At 62.5% G+C, this 21,133-nt stretch carries 22 protein-coding genes; 16 read left to right on the top strand and 6 right to left on the bottom strand.

The annotated features are described in order from the left end of the window. Positions 1-31: 31 nt before the first annotated feature. The 5 genes from VQ044_RS10675 to VQ044_RS10655 all read left to right on the top strand — a co-directional run bounded on the left by VQ044_RS10675 (position 32) and on the right by VQ044_RS10655 (position 5,253). Positions 32-955: an ABC transporter permease gene (locus VQ044_RS10675; RefSeq protein ID WP_442872900.1), complete on the top strand. Its 924-nt coding sequence runs from the start codon at positions 32-34 to the stop codon at positions 953-955. Positions 956-987: 32 nt separating this feature from the next. Further along, entirely contained in the window at positions 988-1,986 is a 999-nt protein-coding gene (locus tag VQ044_RS10670; RefSeq protein WP_327647137.1) for an ABC transporter substrate-binding protein, read from the top strand. Positions 1,987-2,192: 206 nt separating this feature from the next. Beyond that, positions 2,193-3,290, top strand: a complete 1,098-nt coding sequence (locus VQ044_RS10665; protein ID WP_327647135.1) for a TRAP transporter substrate-binding protein — start codon at positions 2,193-2,195, stop codon at positions 3,288-3,290. 84 nt (positions 3,291-3,374) lie between these two features. Next, complete coding sequence (locus tag VQ044_RS10660; RefSeq protein ID WP_327647134.1) at positions 3,375-3,926, top strand: TRAP transporter small permease; 552 nt, start codon at positions 3,375-3,377, stop codon at positions 3,924-3,926. A 4-nt stretch (positions 3,927-3,930) separates the two neighbouring features. Continuing rightward, on the top strand, positions 3,931-5,253 hold the full coding sequence (locus VQ044_RS10655) for a TRAP transporter large permease (protein ID WP_327623921.1): 1,323 nt from the start codon (positions 3,931-3,933) through the stop codon (positions 5,251-5,253). Here VQ044_RS10655 and VQ044_RS10650 read toward each other — a convergent pair whose 3' ends face one another. The 6 genes from VQ044_RS10650 to VQ044_RS10625 all read right to left on the bottom strand — a co-directional run bounded on the left by VQ044_RS10650 (position 5,254) and on the right by VQ044_RS10625 (position 13,454). Continuing rightward, positions 5,254-8,466, bottom strand: a complete 3,213-nt coding sequence (locus VQ044_RS10650; RefSeq protein WP_327623920.1) for an efflux RND transporter permease subunit — start codon at positions 8,464-8,466, stop codon at positions 5,254-5,256. Beyond that, complete coding sequence (locus VQ044_RS10645; RefSeq protein ID WP_327647132.1) at positions 8,466-10,016, bottom strand: efflux RND transporter periplasmic adaptor subunit; 1,551 nt, start codon at positions 10,014-10,016, stop codon at positions 8,466-8,468. The genes VQ044_RS10650 and VQ044_RS10645 overlap by 1 nt, the downstream gene beginning before the upstream one ends. Next, positions 10,013-10,525: a GbsR/MarR family transcriptional regulator gene (locus tag VQ044_RS10640; RefSeq protein WP_327647131.1), complete on the bottom strand. Its 513-nt coding sequence runs from the start codon at positions 10,523-10,525 to the stop codon at positions 10,013-10,015. Before VQ044_RS10640 ends, VQ044_RS10645 begins: the two co-directional genes overlap by 4 nt. Before the next feature lie 72 nt (positions 10,526-10,597). Beyond that, a complete protein-coding gene (fliI, locus tag VQ044_RS10635) occupies positions 10,598-11,947 on the bottom strand; it encodes a flagellar protein export ATPase FliI (RefSeq protein WP_327623917.1) in 1,350 nt (449 codons plus the stop codon). Then, positions 11,944-12,669 carry a flagellar basal-body rod protein FlgF gene (flgF, locus tag VQ044_RS10630; protein WP_327623916.1) on the bottom strand — a complete coding sequence of 242 codons (726 nt, stop codon included), beginning with the start codon at positions 12,667-12,669 and terminating at the stop codon, positions 11,944-11,946. Before flgF ends, fliI begins: the two co-directional genes overlap by 4 nt. A 2-nt stretch (positions 12,670-12,671) precedes the next feature. Further along, positions 12,672-13,454 (bottom strand): DUF1217 domain-containing protein, encoded by a 783-nt coding sequence (locus VQ044_RS10625; RefSeq protein WP_327623915.1) that lies wholly within the window; start codon positions 13,452-13,454, stop codon positions 12,672-12,674. Between the two features lie 176 nt (positions 13,455-13,630). On the opposite strand from VQ044_RS10625, the gene motA reads away from it, so the two are divergent. The 11 genes from motA (at position 13,631) to flgG (ending at position 21,124) form a co-directional block, all read left to right on the top strand. Beyond that, positions 13,631-14,494, top strand: coding sequence for a flagellar motor stator protein MotA (motA, locus tag VQ044_RS10620; protein WP_327623914.1), 864 nt, complete (start codon positions 13,631-13,633; stop codon positions 14,492-14,494). A 3-nt stretch (positions 14,495-14,497) separates the two neighbouring features. After that, positions 14,498-15,436, top strand: coding sequence for a FliM/FliN family flagellar motor switch protein (locus VQ044_RS10615; RefSeq protein ID WP_327623913.1), 939 nt, complete (start codon positions 14,498-14,500; stop codon positions 15,434-15,436). Further along, positions 15,417-15,803 carry a DUF6468 domain-containing protein gene (locus tag VQ044_RS10610; RefSeq protein WP_327623912.1) on the top strand — a complete coding sequence of 129 codons (387 nt, stop codon included), beginning with the start codon at positions 15,417-15,419 and terminating at the stop codon, positions 15,801-15,803. Before VQ044_RS10615 ends, VQ044_RS10610 begins: the two co-directional genes overlap by 20 nt. 73 nt (positions 15,804-15,876) lie before the next feature. After that, complete coding sequence (gene fliN / locus VQ044_RS10605; protein WP_327623911.1) at positions 15,877-16,227, top strand: flagellar motor switch protein FliN; 351 nt, start codon at positions 15,877-15,879, stop codon at positions 16,225-16,227. Between the two features lie 12 nt (positions 16,228-16,239). Beyond that, positions 16,240-17,277 carry a FliG C-terminal domain-containing protein gene (locus VQ044_RS10600; RefSeq protein ID WP_327647129.1) on the top strand — a complete coding sequence of 346 codons (1,038 nt, stop codon included), beginning with the start codon at positions 16,240-16,242 and terminating at the stop codon, positions 17,275-17,277. 102 nt (positions 17,278-17,379) lie between these two features. After that, positions 17,380-18,468 carry a flagellar biosynthesis protein FlhB gene (flhB, locus tag VQ044_RS10595; RefSeq protein WP_327623909.1) on the top strand — a complete coding sequence of 363 codons (1,089 nt, stop codon included), beginning with the start codon at positions 17,380-17,382 and terminating at the stop codon, positions 18,466-18,468. Between the two features lie 2 nt (positions 18,469-18,470). Next, the gene (locus VQ044_RS10590) at positions 18,471-18,914 is read left to right on the top strand and encodes a hypothetical protein (protein WP_327647127.1); all 444 of its coding nucleotides are present in this window, start codon (positions 18,471-18,473) and stop codon (positions 18,912-18,914) included. A gap of 209 nt (positions 18,915-19,123) precedes the next feature. Beyond that, positions 19,124-19,504 (top strand): flagellar basal body rod protein FlgB, encoded by a 381-nt coding sequence (flgB, locus tag VQ044_RS10585; protein ID WP_327623907.1) that lies wholly within the window; start codon positions 19,124-19,126, stop codon positions 19,502-19,504. A 5-nt stretch (positions 19,505-19,509) separates the two neighbouring features. After that, complete coding sequence (gene flgC / locus VQ044_RS10580) at positions 19,510-19,926, top strand: flagellar basal body rod protein FlgC (protein ID WP_327623906.1); 417 nt, start codon at positions 19,510-19,512, stop codon at positions 19,924-19,926. Between the two features lie 2 nt (positions 19,927-19,928). Next, positions 19,929-20,240, top strand: coding sequence for a flagellar hook-basal body complex protein FliE (locus tag VQ044_RS10575; protein ID WP_327623905.1), 312 nt, complete (start codon positions 19,929-19,931; stop codon positions 20,238-20,240). A gap of 95 nt (positions 20,241-20,335) precedes the next feature. Continuing rightward, complete coding sequence (gene flgG, locus VQ044_RS10570; RefSeq protein ID WP_327623904.1) at positions 20,336-21,124, top strand: flagellar basal-body rod protein FlgG; 789 nt, start codon at positions 20,336-20,338, stop codon at positions 21,122-21,124. Positions 21,125-21,133: the final 9 nt, after the last annotated feature.

Here is a 21,133-nt window from a genome sequence, read left to right as displayed (position 1 = left end):
CGGCAGTTCCGGGCCGGCCGCGGCAGCCCTGATGGCGGTGTTTTCCTGCGCCTCGGCACTCGCCGCGCTGGCGTTGCTGGAATCGGGTCAGCGCGGGCTGACGCTGGCCGCCGTCATCGCGGCATTCTGGCTGTTTTCCTGGCGCTTGACCGTCAACCTCGCCGCGCTGGAGCCGGCGGGCCGCGCCGGGCGTGCGGTTCTCGGCATCCTCATTCCGCTGATATTCGGCGTGACGCTGTTGTTCCTGTGGGAGTTCATCGTGCGTGGGCTCGCCGTGCCGAGCGTGCTGTTGCCGGCGCCGTCGGGCATCGGCATCAGGATCGCGAATTCCTTGTCGATCCTGTGGGCGGACTTCGCCCAGACCTATTTGAAGGCGGTGGTCGCCGGCTATGTGCTCGGCTGTGGTTCGGGCTTTCTCGTCGCGGTGCTGATCGACCGCTCCCCCTTCCTCAAGCGCGGCCTGCTACCGATCGGCAATCTGGTCTCGGCGCTGCCGATCGTCGGCGTCGCGCCGATCATGGTGATGTGGTTCGGCTTCGACTGGCCGTCGAAGGCCGCCGTGGTCGTCATCATGACCTTCTTCCCGATGCTGGTGAACACCGTCGCCGGCCTTAATGCCGCAGGCGCCATGGAGCGCGACCTGATGCGCACCTACGGGGCGAGTTCGTCTCAGAGCCTCGTCAAGCTGCGCCTGCCGGCGGCGTTGCCTTTCATCTTCAATGCCCTGAAGATCAACTCGACGCTGGCGCTGATCGGCGCGATCGTGGCGGAATTCTTCGGCACGCCGATCGTCGGCATGGGCTTTCGCATTTCGGCCGAGATCGGCCGCATGAACACCGACATGGTCTGGGCCGAGATCGCGGTCGCCGCGCTCGCTGGCTCGCTGACCTACGGCCTGCTCTCCGTCGCCGAGCGGGCCGCGACCTTCTGGCATCCGTCCTACCGCAAGGGGTAGGCGGCAACATAAGCAACAAAGGGAGAAAGCAGATGAGGAAGCTTCTGGCAGGCGCGGTGGTCGCGCTCGCGGGTCTCGGTTTCACCGGACCGACGATGGCGCAGGACGCGCTGACGCTACAGCTCAAATGGGTGACGCAGGGCCAGTTCGCCGGCTATTACGTCGCCAAGGAAAAGGGCTTCTACGAAGAGGCCGGTCTCGACGTGACGATCAAGCCCGGCGGCCCGGATATCGCGCCCGAGCAGGTGATCGCCGGCGGCGGCGCCGACGTCATCGTCGACTGGATGCCGGCGGCGCTGGCGGCCCGCGAGAAGGGGCTGCCGCTCGTCAATATCGCCCAGCCGTTCAAGAAGTCGGGCATGGAGCTGACCTGCCGCAAGGAGACCGGCATCGAAAAGCCGGAGGATTTCAAGGGCAAGACCCTCGGCGTCTGGTTCTCCGGCAACGAATATCCGTTCCTGTCCTGGATGTCGAAGCTCGGCCTGTCCACCGAGGGCGGCGCGGACGGCGTCACCGTCATCAAGCAGGGCTTCAACGTCGACCCGCTGATCCAGAAGCAGGCCGACTGCATCTCAACGATGACCTACAACGAATATTGGCAGGTGATCGACGCCGGCATCCCGGAAGGCGAGCTGACGGTGTTCAAATACGAGGACCAGGGCGTCGCGACACTGGAGGATGGACTCTACGTGCTCGAGGAATCGCTGAACGATCCGGCGATGGTCGACAAGCTCGCGCGTTTCGTCAAAGCCTCGATGAAGGGCTGGGAATACGCCGCCGAGAACACTGACGAAGCGGCGGGGATCGTGCTCGACAACGACATGACCGGCGCCCAGACCGAAGAGCACCAGAAGCGCATGGTCGGCGAGATCAACAAGCTGGTCGACGGCTCGGACGGCACGCTCGACACCGCCTCCGCCGACACGACGGTCGAGGTGCTGATGGGCGGCGGCTCGGACCCGGTCATCACCAAGCAACCGGAAGGCGCCTGGTCGAGCGTCGTGACCGACAAGATGAAGGACTTGCAGTAAGGGCGCAGCAGCTCCCTTTATTTAACGAAGGCCGGGGCGTTGCTCCGGCCTTTTTTCATGGCGTGCGGGCAATGCGCTTTGAAAGCTCAAGGGCACGGTCAGCGCCGCACGACCTCTCGGTCGGGGTTGACGAGTGCCGACCTTACGGCTGCTATGTCCGCCGCAGGAATTGGTTGGGGTCCCAAGGCCCGACCTGGGAGGATCGCATGCTGAAACCATTGACCAGGCTGTCGCTCGCGGGTGCCGCGCTTGCCGCCATGATGGGTGCCACGCTCGCGCAAGAGGTGACCCTGCGGGTGCATCAGTTCCTGCCGGCGCAGGCGACCATTCCGGACAAGGTGCTGAAGCCGTGGGCCGAAAAGGTAGAGGCAGAATCCGACGGGCGAATCAAGGTCGAGTTCTATCCCTCGATGCAGCTCGGCGGCTCGCCGCCCGAACTCTTCGATCAAGCGCGGGACGGCGTCGCCGACGTCATCTGGACGGTGCTGGGCTATACGCCGGGCCGCTTTCCGAAGTCCGAGACCTTCGAACTGCCCTTCATCATGACCGATGCGGTCTCGACCTCGAAGGCGTTCCAAGCGTTCGTGGAAAAGAACGCGATGGACGAATTCGAGGACGTCCACCTTCTCGCCGTTCATACCCATGGGCCGGGGCTGTTTCACACCAAGGAGACGATCAACAAGCTGGAGGACCTGAACAGCATGAAGATTCGCGGAGGCTCGCGGATCATCAACCAGCTTCTGGAAAAACTCGGCGCGACGCCGGTCGGCATGCCGGTGCCCGCGGTTCCTGAATCGCTCTCCAAGGGCGTGATCGACGGCGCGACGATCCCCTGGGAGGTGACGCTGCCGTTGCGGATCGCCGAACTGGTGAAAAACCACACCGGCTTTTCCGGCGACAACGGCATGTACACCCAGACCTTCGCCATCGTCATGAACAAGGACAGCTACGAAAACCTGCCCGACGATTTGAAGGCCATCATCGACGACAATTCCGGGATGAAGTTGGCGGAAATGGCCGGCAAGGCGATGCAGGCCAGCGATAAGGTTGGCGAGGCAAAGGCGCGCGATGCCGGCAATACCGTCGTTACCCTCGACGAGGCCGAGACCGCGCGCTTCAAGGACGCCTCGCAGGCGGTTATCGCGGAGTGGGTGGCGCAAGGGGAGGGGCGTCAGCAGCTTCTCGACGACGCCGAGGCGCTGATCGACCAATACACCGGAGAAGGTGCGGCGGGCGCGGGCGCGGCTACGGCCACCCCGGCGGCCGCTGAGCCGGATACTGCCGCTGAGCCCGAAAAGAAATAGGACCATTGGGTCGGCGGTGCGACAGAGTATGCGCCGCCGCGCCTCGCCTGGACGATTTATCCCGCATGCAATGGTGAACCGGTTTTGAGCGATGCCGCAGGATTTGACGACGGGTCCGGCCCCCTTGGCCGCGGCGTCGACGCGGCGGCGACGCTGCTCGCCTATGCCGGCGGCTTCTGCCTCGTCTTCATCATCGTTTTGACCTGCGTTTCGATCGCGGGGCGAGCGCTTCTCACTCTCGGTTTCGGCTTCGGACCCGTGCCCGGCGATTTCGAAATGGTCGAGATCGCCTCCGGCGTCGCGGTGTTCCTCTTCCTGCCGCTGTGCCAGCTGAAGCGCGGCCACGTGACGGTGGATCTCTTCGCCGGAGCGATGGGGCGGCGCGGCGTCGCGATCACCAATCTCGCGGGCAATGCGCTGATGACGGTCGCGTCCTCCATCATTCTCTGGCGACTTCTGGCAGGGCTTCAGGACAAGATGGGGACCGGAGAGGAGAGCTTTATTCTGGCGATTCCGGTCTGGTGGGGCTATGCGCTCTCGCTTGTCGGCGCCGCGGTCTTCTTGCTCGCTTGCCTCGTGACCGTGTGGCGCTCGGCGCGCGCATGCTTGATTCTTCTCCCGAAGTCCCGAGCGTAACCCCTTGTCCAATCTCGAACTCGCGCTGCTGTCCTTCCCGGTTCTTCTGGTGCTCATCTTCCTGCGGATGCCGATCGGGCTGGCCATGCTGGTCTGCGGCTTCGTCGGCAACTGGCTCGTCCTCGGCCGGCCGACGCCGATCCTGGCGCAGCTGAAATCGCTGACCTTCACCACTTTTTCGAGCTACTCGCTGTCGATCATTCCGCTGTTCCTGCTGATGGGCCAGTTCGCCGCCAAGGGCGGCATGTCGCAATCGCTGTTCGGCGCCGCCAATGCCTGGCTGGGTCATCGCAAGGGCGGCGTCGCCATGGCGGCGATCGGCGCATGCGCCGGGTTCGGCGCGATCTGCGGCTCATCGATCGCGACGGCTGCGACCATGGGCAAGGTCGCGCTACCCGAACTCAAGCGCTACGGCTACGATGGCGGCCTGGCCACCGGGACGCTCGCCGCCGGCGGCACCCTCGGCATCCTGATCCCGCCCTCGGTCATTCTGGTGATCTATGCGATCCTGACCGAGCAGAATATCGCCAAGCTGTTTCTGGCGGCCTTCATCCCCGGCTTGCTGGCGATGCTCGGCTACATGTTCACCATCGCGATCTATGTCCGGCTGAAGCCCAATTCCGGCGGCACGCGAGCGAAGGCGTCCTGGGGTGAGCGGCTGCGCCTGACCCGGGACGTCTGGCCGGTGCTCATCGTCTTTTTACTGGTCGTCTTCGGCATCTATTTCGGCTGGTTCACGCCGACCGAGGGCGCGGCGGTCGGTGCGGCCGGAACCGGCCTCATCGCCTTCCTCAATGGCGGCCTGACGCGGCAAGCCTTATCTGAAAGTTTTGTGGAAACAGCCGTCTCTACTGCGATGATTTTTTTCATCATTCTGGGTGCCGGCGTCTACAATTCGTTCCTCGCCCTCAGCCAGTTGCCGCAGGAATCGGCTGCCTGGGTGGTGGGACAGGGCCTCTCGCCCTGGCTGGTGATGACGATCATCCTTTTGACCTATCTGGTTTTCGGCTGCGTCATGGATTCGCTGTCGATGATCCTCCTCACCGTGCCGATCTTCTTCCCGATCGTCACTGGTCTCGACTTCGGCCTGCCGCCGGACGAATTCGCCATCTGGTTCGGCATCCTCATCCTGATCGTCGTCGAGGTGGGGCTGATCACGCCGCCCGTCGGGCTCAATCTGTTCGTCATCAATTCGATGGCCAAGGACGTGCCGATGATCCGGACGTTTCAGGGGGCTGCGCCCTTCGTCGCCGCCGACATCGTCAGGACGATCATCCTGACGATGTTTCCGACGATCACGCTGGTGATGGTGCGCTGGCTCTACTGATCACTCCGCCGGAACCGTGGCGTTCGGTCGCGGCTCGAAAGATCCGGGGCCTGCGAGCGGATCACCGCGCAGCGGGCTCGGCGCATTGAGGCCGCGCCGCCGCTTTACCCACGCGGCAATGCTTTCGCCGAGCATCAAAAGGGCGGGCGTCAGCACCAGCGTGAGGATGGTCGCGAAGGTGAGGCCGCCGGCGATGGCGCTCGACAGTTCCGTCCACCATTGCGTGGAGGGGGCACCGAACTGGATCTCGCGGCGGATGAAGTCGATATTGGCGCCGACAACCATCGGCACGAGCCCGAGAACGGTGGTGACCGAGGTGAGAAACACCGGGCGCAGGCGTTGCGCGCCAGTGCGCAGGATCGCCTCCAGCGGCGGCTGACCCGATCTGCGCAAGACGTTGTAGGTGTCGATCAGGACGATGTTGTTATTGACGACGATGCCGGCGAGCGCGATCACGCCGATGCCGCCCATGACGATGCCAAAGGGCCGGCCAGTGATCAGCAGGCCGTAGAAGACGCCCGCCGTCGAGAACACGATCGCGCTCATCACCAGGAACGCCTGGTAGATCGAGTTGAACTGGGTGACCAGGACGACGAACATCAGGAAGATCGCCGCCGAGGCCGCTCCCGTGAGGAAAGTGGCCGCTTCGGCCTGATCCTTGGCCTCGCCGCCGAAACTGTAGTCGACCCCGGGGGGAAGCTCGGCCCTGTCGAGCGCGGCACGCAGTTTGACGATCTGGTCGTTGGCAAGAACGCCCTTCGCGACATCCGCTTCCACCGCCATGACGCGGCGTTGGTCGATCCGGATGATCGTGCCGACCTTCGGCGCCGGCTGGAAGGAGACGAAATTGCGGATCGGCACCAGCCCGCGCGCCGTCGGAATACGCAGCCCCTCCAGCCGTTCCAGGGTCCGGTCGCCGGCCGGAAAGCGGACGCGGATCGGCACTTCGCCGTCGCCGCCCGCATCGTCGGGCCTGTAGTCCGAGACCTCGATGCCGGCGGTCAGAAGCCGCACCGCCTGGCCGAGAAGCGACACGTCGGCGCCGTAGCGCGCGGCTTCCTCGCGGTTCACCTGCAACTGCCATTCGACGCCCGGCGGCGAACGCGTATCGGTGACGTTCTCGAATCCGCCGATGTCCTCCATCAGGCCCCTGAGGGTGACGACGCCGTTGGCCAGGGAATTCAGATCGGATCCGCGCAGCTTGACGTTGATCGGCTTGCCACCGGCCGGCCCGTTCTGCTCCTGCTGAACCTGGATGGTGATGCCGGGAATGTCGGCCACGCGCGCTCGAATGTCGTCGAAGATCAGCACCGCCTTGCGCCGGGTGTCCCATTCATCCAGTTCCAGCTGTATCGTGCCGATGACGTCGGCTCCGAGCTGACGCGAGCCGCTTTCGCCAAGTGTGCGGGCATAGACGGTCTCGACCTCGTCCATGCCAAGCAGGCGCTCCTCGACCCGGCGCACGAGCGCGTCCTTTTCGAAAATCGAGAAATTGTCCCGGGCGCGGATCTGGACCTGCGCGAATTCCGGCTCGATCGCGGGGAAGAATTCGACGCCCTTGCCGTATTGGGAAAAGCCGTAAATCGCGCCGACGAGCAGCGACAAAGCGATGACCAAGGTGGCGAATGGACCTTTGACGGCGCTCCGCAGGATGCGCAGATAGACGCCGGTGAGCCCGCCGATGAGCGACAGGTCGCCGTTCTCCGCCGCCTCCAATGCGCGCCGCTGCTTTGCCGGCATCGGCTGCGCCTTGCCGATCAGCCCGCCGAGAACCGGAATGAACACAAGCGCCATGAACAGCGACGCCGTCAGCGTGATCAGCACGGTGAGCGGAAGGAACTTCATGAACTCGCCGACAAGTCCCGGCCAAAACAGCAGCGGCGTGAACACGACGAGGGTCGTTACGGTCGAGGCGATGATCGGCCACGCCATCCGTTGCGCCGCATGTCGATAGGCATCGCGCGGCGAGGCTCCTTCCAGAAGCCTGCGGTCGGCAAGTTCCGTCGTCACGATCGCGCCATCGACGAGCATGCCGACCACCAGGATCAACGAAAACAGGACGACGATGTTCATCGTGAAGCCGAACGCCCACAGGATCGTGATCCCGGCAAGGAACGAGCCGGGAATCGACAGCCCGACGAGAATGGAGCTGCGAAGGCCCAGCGTCGCCACAATCACGATCATGACGAGAATGATCGCCGAGATAACGTTGTTCTCGAGATCGCCGAGCATCGTTTTCACCTGCGCGGACTCGTCCTGCAGATACTCGACGCCGACCGTGTCCGGCCAAGTCGCCTTGTGCCGGTCGACGACCGCGCGGACGGCGTCGACCGTTTCGATGATGTTGGCTCCGGACCGCTTCTTGATTTCGAGCGCGAGCGAAGGTTCGCCGTCGATCCGCGCGAAGCCGTCGGGATCCTCGAAGGTCCGCCGCGCGATGGCGACATCCTTGAAGGTCAGCACGGTGGAGCCGTCGACCTTGACCGGCATGTCCAGGACGTCGCGAATGTCCTCGATCAGACCGGGCACCTTGAGGACGATCCGGCCTGCGCCGGTGTCGAGGGCTCCGGCCGCGATCAGGCGGTTGTTGCGGCTGATTTGGCTGACCAACTCGTCGAAGGACAGATTGTAGGTCTCGAAGACCGTCGGCTCGATAAGCACTTCCATCAGCTCGTCGCGGTCGCCGCCGATATCGACTTCGAGGACGCCCGACAGCGCTTCGAGGTCGTCGCTGAGGGCATTGGCGATATTGACCAGCGAGCGCTCGGGGATCGGTCCGGACAGAACCACGGTCAGGATCGGAAAAAGCGAGGTGTTGACCTCGTTGACCTTCGGCTCATCGACCTCGGCGGGAAGGTTCGGCTTCGCCCGATCGACGGCGTCCTTGACGTCGGTCAGGGCTTCGTCCGCGTCGAAGCCCGCCTCGAATTTCAGCTGCACGGAAGCGTAGCCTTCCGCGGCGTGGGATTCCATTTCGTCGAGGCCCGACAGTGACGACAGCTCAGTCTCCAGGGGCCTGACCAGAAGCCGCTCGCTGTCCTCCGGCGAGATGCCCTCCAAGGTCGCAGTCACGTACATCACCGGGATCGGGATGTCGGGCGAGGATTCCTTCGGAATGGCCTGGTAGCCGATAACGCCGGCGACGAGGATCAGTGCGAGGATGAGCAGAACGGTGCGCGAGCGGTCGAAGCCCGCTTCGATGAGGGCGTTCATCAGCGCCCCCCGGCCGTGTCCGTCGCAAACAGGGCGTTCGCCAGTGTCGCCGTGATCTCGCCGGTGACGTCGAGATCATTGTCGCGCTGGAACTTCTTGATCGCCTCGCGGGTCGCGTCCCCCAGCAGGCCGTCGATCGGTCCCGGTTCGTAGCCCAAGCTGCGAAGCCGTCTTTGCAAGAGCTGGATCGACGGTTCTTCGCCGGGGCTCTTGGCTTTTGGGTCGCTCGGATCGGACGGCTCGGTCAGTGCCGCTGTCTCAACTGTGTTTTGCGTCGAAGGAGAAGTGGCCGTGCGCACGCTTCCAGTCGCTGTCTCCGGACCCTCGGCTGTCGGCACATTGTCCAGAATGCCGTCGCCCGCCGCCACAGGCTCGGCTTCGGGAGGCGTGATCGCCGGATTCGACGGCTCACCGCGCGCGTCACCGGGGTTTGCCTCGATCACGCGGACGTCTTCACCTTCGGAAACAAAACCCTGGCCGACGGTAATGATCCGCAGAGTCTCGGGAAGTCCGGCGACCCATAGCCCGGTCGTTTCCGCGCGAACGAGTTCGATCGGGTGGAAGGTGACCTTGTTCTCGGCATTGACGGCCTTGACGCCGAGCGTGCCGTCCGACCCGAGTGCCAGAACGGCCGCGGACAGGAAATGCGCGGGGACCTCCCCGACGGGAATGCGCACCTGCGCCGAGATACCGGCGGGAATGTCGCGTTTGGGATTGGGCACGGTGATCTCGACCGGGAAGGTTCGGGTAGCGGAACTGGCGTTCGCAGCGATATAGCGGACGGTGCCCTGACGGGTTTCCCCGGTAATGAAGGTCACCGAGGCGGACTGTCCGGTACGCACGCGCGCGACATTTTGCTGGGCGATCTCGACATCGACAGTCAGCGGATCGTTGTCGATCTGGATGCCGACCTCCGCGCTCGCGGCAACGAACTCGCCGAGATCCAGATCGAACCGGTCGAGGGTGCCGGTGATCGGTGCGCGGATCTCGGTGTCGCCGGTGGTCTTTTCGATCGCGGCCAGCGACGCTCGCGCCTTGGCCAACTCGGCCTGCGCTTCTTCCACCTGGGCCGCCGTCGTATAGCCGCGATTGGCCAACCCCGACACGCGGTCGAATTCGCCCTGGCGGCGGGCAAGTTCGGCCTCGGCCTGTATGCGCTGCGCCTCGCGGTCGGCGAGGGCGATCTTGGCGATCAGCGCGCCTTCCTCGAGAAAGTCGCCTTTCTTGACGGCGATGGCCTCGACCGTGCCGCCCACTTTAGCGCGAACCGGCGTCGTGCGGTCAGGTAGAACCTGACCCTCCGCTGCGACGAACTCCACCACCGGCTTGGCGCGGGAGGCGAATGCCTCGACCTTGAAGGGTTCGCGGGTCTTGGATTTCGTCGCTTCGACAGCTTGATCCTGGTCGGGATAATAATAGCCCGAGCCCATCCAGCCGACGAGGGCGAGGACAAATAAAGCCGCCAGCCAGCCGGCGCGTGACTTGCGCTCCTTCGGCGCCGGCTCCGATTCAGCGACGGGGGAGGGACCTGTGTGCTCGTGCGGATTCATTGCTTGCCCCGCCCTTCTTCATCGAGCTGGCACAGCTTGGCCGCGAGGTCATTGAGCGAGGCGACAGCGGTTTCGAAAAACGCGCGGGCCTGCTCGAGGCGCTGGCGCTCGTCGGTCGCGTCGGGCGACAGGTCCGTCTCCGCCGTGATGATGCTGGCTTGCGTCTCTTCCATCCGGTGGGCCACGCCGCGAATCATGTTGACGTAGGGCCGGTCGGCGAGACGGAAGAAATCCTGCCGCTCCCCCTCGACCTGAACCTTGACGATGAGCCCCTGGCTTTCGAGCAGGCGGGCATTGGTCGAGATTGAGGCCCGGCTAACGCAAAGTCGCGCCGCAAGGTCGCTGAAGCTGACAACGCCCGGCTCCAGGATCATCAGCCCGAATAGCCGTCCGGCGATGCGCGGCATGCCCTCCGCTTCCAGGTGATCGCCCATCCGGTCGATGAAGCGGGCGCGGCAAAGGTCCTGCGGGCAGGCGCAGACCAGATCTTGATCGATAGCGATATTCATCGATCGCAAATACGAGTGGCCCGTCGTTCAGTCAAGACTGAACAGAAGAAATTGTTCAGTTGCGACTGAACGTCACGCCTTGGCCGGCCCCCGCGCGGCGGCAAAGCTCTTCTTCAGCCGTGCGCTGAGCTCGGCAAAGGGCTCGACGTTCGTGACGGCTCCGGGGTGCTGGATCATATAGTCGTAAACATGCGGAACGAGGTCGACGGCCTGATCCAGGGTCTCGTCGTTGCCGCGCTGATAGCCCCCGAGCAAACGCAGATCGCGCGTGTCCTCGTATCGCGAGATCATGCTGCGCAGGCGCGTGACGAGCTCGCGCTGCTGCTCGTCCCAGACCCGGTCGGCGAGGCGCGAGATCGATTTCAGCACGTCCACCGCTGGAAACCGGCCCTGCTCGGCGATCGCCCTGTCGAGAACGATATGGCCGTCGAGCGTGCCCCGGATGGCGTCGGCGATCGGATCATTGTGATCGTCGCCGTCGACCAGAACGGAGAAAATGCCGGTGATCGTCCCGGAGCCATCGAGGCCGGGGCCGGCGCGCTCGAGAAGCCGCGGCAACTCGGAAAAGACGCTGGGCGGATAGCCGCGCGCGACCGGTGGTTCGCCGGCCGCGAGCGCCACGTCGCGGGCGGCATGGGCGAGGCGGGTTACGCTATCGACGATGAGCAGGACGTTTTCGCCACGGTCACGAAAATACTCGGCGACCGATGTCGCTGTGCGTGGCGCGAGCCGCCGCATCATCGGGCTCTCGTCTCCCGTCGCGACCACAGTGACGAGCTTTTGCAAGTCGCCGCCCATCGTCTCTTCGAGAAATTCGCGCACTTCGCGGCCGCGCTCGCCGACGAGAGCGACGACCACGGTGTCGAAGCCTTGCGCGCGCGCCAGCATACCCATCAGCGTCGACTTGCCGACGCCGGAGCCGGCGAAGATGCCGATGCGCTGCCCTTTGACCAGCGGGGTAAAGATATCAATCGCATGCACCCCGGTTGGCACCGAGCCGCCGACACGGCCGCGTCGCAGCGCCGGTGGCGGCGCGGCATCGGCCAGGCGATCCTCGTCGCCGGCGGCCAGCGGCCCCGCCCCGTCGCAGGGCATGCCGAACGCGTTCACGACCCGCCCCTTCCAGCGCTCCGACGGCGCGACCGTCAGCGGACCGATCCGCCTTGCGGGCGCCTTGACTCCACGGTTGAAGCGGCTGCCGAAGGGCTTGATGGTCAGGCTGTCCGCCTCGATGCGGACTACCTCGCCGATTTCCTCGCCGTTCGGGCCGGGACAGGCGACGCAGTCGCCGAGTCGCACGAAGGGCGACAGACCCGCCACCTTGAAGGCCTGGGGCGACACGTCGACGATGTGTCCCGAGATCGCGAGGCGCTCCTCCTCGAGTGGCGGGATCTTGTAGCTGCTTTCCGCGAATGCCGTCACGACATGTTACCGAGATTCTTGACCGCATCGTCGAGCGTGCGCTCGGAGGTCTGGACGAGATTGGAGGCACTTTCGAAAGCGCGCTGCAGGGCGATGAGGCGACTGATCTCCAGGACCGGATTGACGTTGGAGCCTTCGACGAAGCCCTGCATGACGCCGACATCGCCGAAGTCGACAAGGGGAACCGCGGCCTGGTCAGGGATGACGCCGGAGTTCTCGAACCGCGTCAGGTTGGCGTTCCGCGGCATGGCGAACAGCCCGACCGCGCCGATCTGGCCGCCGTTCTGCGTGATCATGCCATCGCGCGCGATCGCGATCGGTCCGGCGTTCGGATCGACCTGTAACGGTGCGGCACCAACGTCGAGGATCGGGTAGCCGTTGAGTGTTTCGACCGTCCCTTCGGCGCTGATCCGCATTCGTCCGTCGCGCGTATAGACCGGGCCGTTGGGGCCCTGGATGGCGAAGAACGCATCGCCGGAGACCGCCATGTCGAGCGTATTGCCGGTTTGGGTCATTTCCCCTGCACGGGTCGACAGATACGTCGTGCCCTCGGAGGCGAAGGCGACAGGGTCCGGTCCGGCCCGGGAGATCAGCGCCTCGAACTTGATTTCTTCGGCCCGAAAGCCGGCGGTGCGGGCATTGGCGACATTGTGCGCGATCGTGTCCAGCCGCTTCTCGAGGGCGAGTTGCGCGGACAGGGCTACGGGAAGTGCGGTCTGCAAGGTCAGAAGCCTCCGCTGCGGTACGACTGGAGTGTGAGCAGCAGGTTGCCGTCGATGCCGGCGCTCGGCGATCCGAATAGCGCAAGGGCAGGATTGGTCGCTTGTGCCGAGGTTTCTGTCGTGTCGTAGATCGCGGTGAAGCGCGTCAGCAGCTTCTGCAGTTTCTCGGGATCCTTCAAATCCTCGATGTCCAGCCGCTGTTCATAGATCGCCGCCTGTTTGTCGATATCGAGCGCGCCGATCTCGGGGGGAATGCCGAAGGCGACCTGGACGACCTTCATCAAAGCGCTGTCGGCGAGGATGGAAAACGTCGTGGTGATCGTCGGGGCGGCGCGTTCGAAATACAGAGCGAGCCGCGCGCCTTCGCTCTGGGTTCCGGTGTCTTCCTCAAGCGTCTGGCGAACATATTTGTCGACGACGCCCTGCTGGGCTCGGTCGAAGGCCATGGCGGTCTTGTCGTAGCGCGCGAAATTGAAGGTTTCGGCGAAGTCCTTGTAGCGATTGTCGGTCAGCTTGTTGGCAAAGCTCTCCTTGTCGTCGATGCCTTCGACCAGGACCTTTCGCATGAACGCCTTGGCGTAGGTCATGTCTTCGAGCCCAAAGGCCTTCATGGCATAATTGTAGACGCGATCGTTGGAGAGGAAGTCCTCGACCGTCTTGATCGAGGAGATGGCCTCCAGATAGCGTTCGGTAGCGCGTTCGACCGTCGGTTGCTTCGCCGTGCGATCGAGAGCGGCCGGAAGGTCGCGACGTATGAGTTCGAAACTGGTCGTTGCGCCCAGCATGGTCGCGTCCTCCGGTAAACTTATTTCAAGTGGTTCGAAAATCGGGCAGCTTGCTTGCGCCAGCCTGTTCGGCAGAACCGAACGGGTTTTCGCGACCGCGCAGACCCTTCGGCAAGGCTCGCACAAGCGGGCCTACCTACCGGTGACACTCGAAAATTAAGAAATCGGGGGCCCGCATGGGTATTCTGCTTGGGCTGGTCGTGACGTTTGGAGCCCTGTTCGGTGGCTTCGTCGCGATGGGCGGAAAATTGATGGTTCTCGTCCAGCCATTCGAATACGTCATCATTCTGGGCTCATCGATCGGGACCTTCCTCGTCGCCAATCCGACCAAGGTCGTGAAGGATACCGGCAAGGCGGTCATGGAGGCTTTCAAGAACAAGGTTCCGAAGCCGAATGACTATTTGAACGTCCTCGGGCTCTTGCATCAGCTGATGCGCGAGATGCGCTCGAAATCGCGCAGCGAGGTCGAGGCGCACATTGACGATCCGAAGGAATCGACGATTTTCCAAGCCTATCCGGATGTCCTGAAAGACGATCCCATGACCAGCTTCATTTGCGACTATTGCCGGCTGATCATCATCGGCAATGCCCGGCCGCACGAGATCGAATCGTTGATGGAGGAGGAAATCCAGACCATCACCTACGATGAGATGAAGCCCAAGCACGCGCTGCAGGACATGGCGGACGGACTACCCGCGCTCGGGATCGTCGCCGCTGTCTTGGGCGTGATCAAGGCCATGGGCGCTCTGGACCAGTCCCCTGAAATTCTCGGCGGCCTGATTGGCGCGGCATTGGTCGGAACCTTTGCCGGCATCTTCTTTTCCTACGGTGTGGTCGGCCCGATCGCCAACAAGGTAAAAGGGGTGCGCGACAAGAAGTGTCGGATGTTCACCATCGTGAAATCGACGCTTATCGCCTATATGAACGGAGCGATGCCGCAGGTAGCCCTCGAATATGGACGCAAAACGATCTCTTCATATGACCGTCCGACCATCGACCAGGTCGAAAATGAAACCATCGGCGGCGGATCGGCGGCGTAGTCCATGAGTGAGCCCCGTTTATTATCCGATGCTGAAGACGTAGGGGACCGGCTTCGCGCTGCCGCCGAGTTCGAACCGGGACAACTGCCGCGTCTCAGGCACTTGGCCGAGGCATGGGCAACCGCGGCCACCGCTCGGATGACGGCGCTCGCGGGTACTTCTTTCGATTTCACCTTGCACGATATCGAAGCAGACTTCGCACCTGACTTGGATGCCGATACCGCAAGCAATTCGCTCTATGCGGTATTGAGCTCCTCGCGCTTTCGGCACCCCGGCTACGTCACTCTCAACAATTCCGGTGTCGAAGCCCTGATCGCCGCCCTCTTCGCGGCAGAGCCTTCGACCTCGGATGATCAGCCCCGAAAACCGACTGACCTCGACCGCGGCGTTGTCAAACTGGCCTTAACGACGATTGCGGAAGCTGCCGACCCGGTCTTCAATGATATTGCCGAATTCCGCCTTTCGGCGAGCAATCTGATCGATCCGTCCGAACTTGCCGAGCAGCTTGGCGACCCCGGCGACCGGTTTGTCCTGTTCCGGTTCGAGTTGCGCGTTGGCACTCTTACGACGACCATCACCTTTGGGCTGCCGAGCAGCTTCTTCGCTCCACACCGACGCTTCCTCCGCGAACTGCCTGACGTCGTCAAACTCGATCGCGACGAAAATTGGTCCGCAGGCATCAAGGCCAGCTTCGCCCAAAGCGATCTTCGTCTGGACGCGGTTCTCGCTAAGAAGAAGATTCCGCTGAGAAGGATTGCGGGATTCAAAGTGGGAGAAACGATCGAATTGGAAATCAACGCCGCCAGCCTAATCGCTGTGGAATGTGAGGGTAGGGCCCTCTTGCGCGCCCGGATGGGGCGTTCAGGGGTAGACTACGTCCTGCGGATAGAAGAGCGGGTGGACCCTGCCGAGGAGTTTATCGATGACATCCTTTCTGACTGACATCGTGCTAATGGTGGCGCTCGTCGTCACCGCACTTAGAAGCGGCCGCATGTATCAGGAGCTCCGAGCATTGCGGGCATCGGAAAGCGGCCTCGGCGCCGCGCTGACAGAAGCCAATCACGCTATCACGAGAGCCGCGGATGCCGTCGTCGTGCTGAAACATGAGGGTGTCCAGACACTGCGCTCGCTGGAGGCGCAAGTTGTCGAAGCGAAAGAGACGATCCACCGCCTCGAATTGCTGATTTCAAGGGCAGACCATAACAGGGCCCGGTGTGAATCTTGTCATGATCGTGCAGTCTCGGCGGCCTCGGATGCAGAAGGTCTTGAAACGACGATACACAGGCTTCACGCCAGTCTGGCCCGCTAACCCGTTGATGGGTTGGGCTAGGCGAATTCGCGCCGCATGAAGCGGCCCGTCAAAGCGTAAGATGGATCGCACCATGACTGAAGACAACGATACTGCAACCGAGAATGAAGACTCAGCAGTAGGGCCGACGGGCCAGGATGATCGGCTCGATCTTGATCTTGTCATGGACGTACCGGTGACGATGCATGTCGTTCTCGGTTCAACAACGATGACCGTCGCCGACATCCTTAATCTTGGCCGTGGCGCAATCGTTAAACTCGATACGAAAGTCGGCGATCCGGTTGATGTGATCGTGAACGGTCGCGTTGTAGCTCGCGGTGAGATTGTCGTACTCGACAACGAGGACCAGCGTTTCGGAGTGACCTTGACCGAAGTTGCGAAGCCAGGTGCTCGCCTTCCGTCGAAAAAACCGCGGGCCGCTTGATCCACGATGTCGATGGTTGCCACCTATCAGGACGAAAACTCGGAGCTGCCAGCGAGTAGCCGCGCTCGTGCGGCTATCGTGTTGATTGCCTTGGGCAGCGCTGGGGCCTCCCGGGTTTTGAAGCACTTCACGACCGACGAGATCAAACTGTTAAAGGAAAGTGCGGCTGGTCTGGCTTCGATTACACCGGACCAAATCGACGAATTGGTCGATCACTTCCAAGAGGCCTTCAAGAAATCGCCGGGTTTAAATGGTCCGGGCGAGCAAATGACAGAACTTCTCCAGAACGCGCTGTCGGCGGAGGAGTTCGAGTCCATCTTCTCGGTCGACGACTTCGACGGTTCGGGGAAAGAACCCGATCGCGAGACGCGTAGTGTTTGGGACGCAGTGGCGAATCTGCAGCACGAGATGCTGGCGCCGAAACTGGCGAGGGAACACCCTCATGTTGTCGCCGTCCTGTTGTCGAAGATCAGGGCAGAGACCGCGGCGATGATCGCCCAAGAATTCGAGCCGGCGTTCCGCAATGAGGTAATGCGGCGGGTTTTGTCTCTGAAGTCGCTTTCTCGGCCCGTACAACGGCTGCTGGAGAACCACCTTCGTCATTCCTATCTTGCCACCTCCGATCGTCCTGACCAAGCCAGCAGTCACACGGTTCTTGCCGATATCGTCAACCGAATGAGCAAGGGTCATGCCGATGAGTTGCTCGAAATGTTGGTCGTGAAGCAGCCGAAGGATGCTGAAAAGCTTCGGAACCTTCTGTTTAGCTTCGAAGACGTCGTTACCTTGTCCAAGCGGGATCGCATGGTTCTCCTGGACGCGACGGGAACAGAGGTTGTCATCCTGGCCCTTGGCGGTGTCGACGAAGAAACCAAAGAGGCCATTCTCTCGTGCATGAGTTCGCGTTCTCGTCGAATGGTAGAGGCCGAACTTTCTCGGAGTGACGAGCCTCCTCCCGCCGAGGTTGACAAAGCCCGTCGGCAGATCGCGGCCACTGGACTTACTCTATGGGGGGAAGGCAAGCTCAATCTGCATGCCGAGGACGAGGAATGACAGCCGGCGCGGTGCAGGCGGGGACGGTAGGAATTCTGCGACATGGGGGAAGCGCCGCCAAGTCTTCACTGAACGTCAATGGGTTCGAGGGTATAATCCACCGTGTCGGATAGCGAGGACAAATCCTCCAAAACGGAAGAACCGACCGAGAAGAAGATCAACGATGCGATCGAGAAGGGTAACCTTCCGGTTTCGCGCGAGGCGCCGATTCTGGCGTCGCTTCTCGCTGCAATGGCCTTTATCGCGTTTCAGATCCGCGACGGTGCGGGCCATTTGCTTCTCGTGCTCAAGACGACGTTCGAAAACCCCCTGCAATGGGATCTGAATACGAGTGCCGATGCCCTACACGTCCTCCATATGCTGGCTCTTGAAGGCGCCCGGTTCGTTCTGCCCGCGGCCGTCTTCTTCGTCATCGGAGGCGTCGTCTCGTCGGTTCTCCAAAACGCGCCGCAGATCAATTTCGAACGAATTCGGCCAAAGGCGTCGCATATTTCGCTGTCGGCCGGGTTCAAGCGGATTTTTGGTCTGCGTGGGCTGACGGAGTTCGGCAAGTCTGTGTTCAAGTTTCTCACCATAGGCGTCGTCGTCGGCACGCTCCTCATGTCGGGTTTCCCGACGATGATGCGCACCATGTTCGCAGATCCGGTGCTGGTGCCCGAACTGATTCTCGAACTGGCAATGAAGCTTCTCTCCGGCGTCTCGATCGCGACGATCGTGCTCGTCGCAGCCGATCTCGCCATGAGCCGCATCCACTGGCGGCGCGACCTCAAGATGTCGAAGCAGGAGATCAAGGACGAAAACAAACAGGCCGAGGGCGATCCGATGGTCAAGGGCCGGCAGCGCCAGATCGCCCGCGACCGGGTGCGCCGGCGCATGATGACCGACGTGCCCTTCGCGACGCTCGTGATCGCCAACCCCACCCATTACGCGATCGCGCTGCGATATGTTCGCGAAGACGGCGGCGCGCCGATGGTAGTTGCCAAGGGCACCGATCTGGTCGCCCTGAAGATCCGGGAAATCGCCGAGGCCAACGACGTGCCGGTGATAGAAGACAAGCTATTGGCAAGGTCTATGTATGATCATGTCGAAATCGATCAGATGATTCCGCCGCAATTCTTCAAGGCAATTGCCGAACTCATCTATTTCCTCCACTCCCGGACGGGTTCGAAGGTCGGAGTCGCTACCGCATAGTCATGCTCGATATCCGCAAACACAACACCTTGTCTCGCGAGCGGGCGCTTGCCGATGGCATCAAGGAAGTCGTCGCCGAACTTCGTCTCGTGGACGTGGTCGACTACATCGCCTTCCTCCGTCTCGAACGCTATGGCAATATTGCGGATATCGTCACCTCCTCGGCGGAGTTGTATCTCAAGCTTGGTGTGCTGCGCTTTGCCAATTCCGGCGACGTGCGTCTGAACTGGGGCGGCGTGCCGATTGTCTCGCTCGCCCTCGAGTTCAAACATGCCGGCGTCACCGCCCATTTCCAGCTTGAGCTGGGCGCCTCTGCGGCGGCGGTGGATATCACCTACATCGCGTTCGACGATGCCGGTGAGATGGCTGACGGCGGCACCGAGGAACTGCGTCGGGCGATCCTCGCCGCACATTTGCAAGAGCCCATCTCCCCACCCGACGCCTGACATCGCTGCTCGTCGGCCGCCGCGGCCGTGTCTGACGATGTCTTGCGCTCATCGGACGCAAGCGCTCCGCAACGGTGATGCCTTGGCCCCCTGAGCCTTTCTACGCCGTCGCGTCCGTTCCTTCTCAACCGGTTATCACCGTGAGGGCAAGCTTCGGACAAGCGCTTCCTCCTAGACCATGAGTCTCAAGAGCATTGGCGCGAGATGTCATGGAACAGGTCTATCTTTTTGGAATCGCTTCGCAGCGCACCTCGTGGTTGGCCACGCGCCAGACGGTGGTGGCCGAAAACGTCGCCAATGCGAATACGCCTGGTTACAAAGCCAAAGACCTGGCGTCCTTCAGCGAGGTTCTGGCTTCGACACGTCTCGATCTCGCGAGCTCCAGCAACATGCATATGGCCTCGCTCGGCGGTACCAGCGACAGTCAGGATGTCGTCACTGAAACGCCTTGGGATGTCACCCATTCCGGCAATTCCGTGAGCCTTGAGCAGGAGATGCTCAAGGCCGGTGAGATTTCTCGGGCGTATTCTCTCGATACGTCGGTCGTGAAGGCGTTTCACCGCCTGCTCGTCATGTCCGTGAAGGGATAACTCCGATGTCCGATCCGCTTCTTGCCCCGCTCAGGATCGCCGCTAGTGGCCTTCAGGCACAGTCCACGCGCATGCGGGTGGTTTCCGAGAACATCGCCAATGCCCAGACCACGGGGACGACAGCCGGTAGCGATCCGTATCAGCGCAAGACGGTCACCTTCCAGGGTGAGCTCGATCGTGTCACCGGTGCCGAAATGGTCCGGGTCGGCGGAATCGGGACTGACGAAACCCCCTTCGTCCTCGAGCATGACCCGGGCAACCCGGCGGCCAACGCCGAGGGCTACGTGAAAATGCCGAATGTACGGATGCTCGTCGAAATGGCGGACATGCGCGAGGCGAACCGCTCCTACGAAGCCAACATCCAGGTGGTGAAGCAGGCGCGCGAAATCATCAACATGACCATCGACCTTCTGAGGAGCTGACCATGATCCCATCCATCGGAGCAACCTTTCCGAGCATCGGCACCAGCGCGGTCGGCAATACATTCACCCCAACGGGACCTGCTCAGGCAGCCGCTGGGGCCGACTTCGGCACGGTTCTGTCTCAGATCGCGAGCGAAGCCGTCAACACGGTCAAGACCGCCGAGGCAACGTCGATCAAGGGGATCAACGGCAATGCGACGACGCAGTCCGTTGTCGAATCCGTCATGGCCGCCGAACGGACGCTCCAGACGGCTGTTTCCATCCGCGACAAGGCCGTCAGCGCCTATCTCGAACTGTCCCGCATGGCGATCTGAGGCGATCCGGCCCTGTCATTCGCCTCGCGAATACTGCTTTTCCGGCGCTCCAGGAACATTGGAATGCCGGTCCATCATCCTGAAGGAGCCACCCGATGCGAGCCCTTGCAATCGCCGCCACCGGCATGAACGCCCAGCAGACCAACGTTGAGGTCATCGCCAATAACATCGCGAACATCAACACGACCGGATTCAAGCGCGCGCGCGCCGAGTTCACCGATCTGCTCTACCAGGTGGAACGGATGCAGGGCGTTCCCGCGCGGGGCGGGCAGGGTGTGGTGCCGGAAGGCGCCCAGCTGGGCCTCGGCGTGCGTCTCGCGGCAATCCGCAACATCAATCTCCAGGGCACGCTCAATCAGACTGGTAACAAGCTCGATCTCGCCCTGAACGGGGCCGGCTGGTTCCAATTGGAAGGGCCTGGCGGCGAGATTCTCTATACCCGCGACGGCGCCTTCAACACCAATGGTGAGGGGCAACTCGTCACGCTCGACGGTTATCGCGTCGAACCGGCCATCACGGTCCCGCAGAACGCCACCGAAATCACCGTCAACGAGAGCGGACAGGTTTTCGCTCAGGTGGACGGTCAGGCCGATGCGCAAGAGATAGGCCAGTTGACGATCGCGACTTTTGCCAATGACGCGGGATTGGCTGCACAGGGCGGCAACCTGTTCAAGGAAACCCTCGCTTCGGGCGGCCCGACCGCGGGCGTTCCGGGGGATCCGGGCATGGCGGTGGTTCATCAGGGCTATCTGGAGGATTCCAACGTCGATCCCGTGAAGGAAATATCGCAGCTCATTTCCGCTCAGCGGGCTTACGAAATGAATTCGAAGGTAATTTCGGCGGCCGACGAGATGGCAAGCGTCGTCACCAAGGGACTCCGTTAGTCCATGAGC

Origin of the sequence: Aurantimonas sp. C2-5-R2 (assembly GCF_036549495.1) — a bacterium.
GTDB lineage: Bacteria > Pseudomonadota > Alphaproteobacteria > Rhizobiales > Rhizobiaceae > Aurantimonas > Aurantimonas coralicida_A.
This window is presented reverse-complemented; position numbering and strand designations above follow the sequence as displayed.

What these genes read in the sequence shown, in the direction of transcription:
- flgG (WP_327623904.1), top strand. Translation starts at nt 20,336, where the DNA reads ATGCGAGCCCTTGCAATCGCCGCCACCGGCATGAACGCCCAGCAGACC.
- VQ044_RS10610 (WP_327623912.1), top strand. Translation starts at nt 15,417, where the DNA reads ATGACATCCTTTCTGACTGACATCGTGCTAATGGTGGCGCTCGTCGTC.
- VQ044_RS10670 (WP_327647137.1), top strand. Translation starts at nt 988, where the DNA reads ATGAGGAAGCTTCTGGCAGGCGCGGTGGTCGCGCTCGCGGGTCTCGGT.
- VQ044_RS10600 (WP_327647129.1), top strand. Translation starts at nt 16,240, where the DNA reads ATGGTTGCCACCTATCAGGACGAAAACTCGGAGCTGCCAGCGAGTAGC.
- VQ044_RS10625 (WP_327623915.1), bottom strand. Translation starts at nt 13,454, where the DNA reads ATGCTGGGCGCAACGACCAGTTTCGAACTCATACGTCGCGACCTTCCG.
- VQ044_RS10640 (WP_327647131.1), bottom strand. Translation starts at nt 10,525, where the DNA reads ATGAATATCGCTATCGATCAAGATCTGGTCTGCGCCTGCCCGCAGGAC.
- VQ044_RS10665 (WP_327647135.1), top strand. Translation starts at nt 2,193, where the DNA reads ATGCTGAAACCATTGACCAGGCTGTCGCTCGCGGGTGCCGCGCTTGCC.
- VQ044_RS10675 (WP_442872900.1), top strand. Translation starts at nt 32, where the DNA reads ATGGCGGTGTTTTCCTGCGCCTCGGCACTCGCCGCGCTGGCGTTGCTG.
- VQ044_RS10645 (WP_327647132.1), bottom strand. Translation starts at nt 10,016, where the DNA reads ATGAATCCGCACGAGCACACAGGTCCCTCCCCCGTCGCTGAATCGGAG.
- motA (WP_327623914.1), top strand. Translation starts at nt 13,631, where the DNA reads ATGGGTATTCTGCTTGGGCTGGTCGTGACGTTTGGAGCCCTGTTCGGT.
- VQ044_RS10650 (WP_327623920.1), bottom strand. Translation starts at nt 8,466, where the DNA reads ATGAACGCCCTCATCGAAGCGGGCTTCGACCGCTCGCGCACCGTTCTG.
- VQ044_RS10615 (WP_327623913.1), top strand. Translation starts at nt 14,498, where the DNA reads ATGAGTGAGCCCCGTTTATTATCCGATGCTGAAGACGTAGGGGACCGG.
- flgB (WP_327623907.1), top strand. Translation starts at nt 19,124, where the DNA reads ATGGAACAGGTCTATCTTTTTGGAATCGCTTCGCAGCGCACCTCGTGG.
- flgC (WP_327623906.1), top strand. Translation starts at nt 19,510, where the DNA reads ATGTCCGATCCGCTTCTTGCCCCGCTCAGGATCGCCGCTAGTGGCCTT.
- VQ044_RS10575 (WP_327623905.1), top strand. Translation starts at nt 19,929, where the DNA reads ATGATCCCATCCATCGGAGCAACCTTTCCGAGCATCGGCACCAGCGCG.
- VQ044_RS10590 (WP_327647127.1), top strand. Translation starts at nt 18,471, where the DNA reads ATGCTCGATATCCGCAAACACAACACCTTGTCTCGCGAGCGGGCGCTT.
- fliN (WP_327623911.1), top strand. Translation starts at nt 15,877, where the DNA reads ATGACTGAAGACAACGATACTGCAACCGAGAATGAAGACTCAGCAGTA.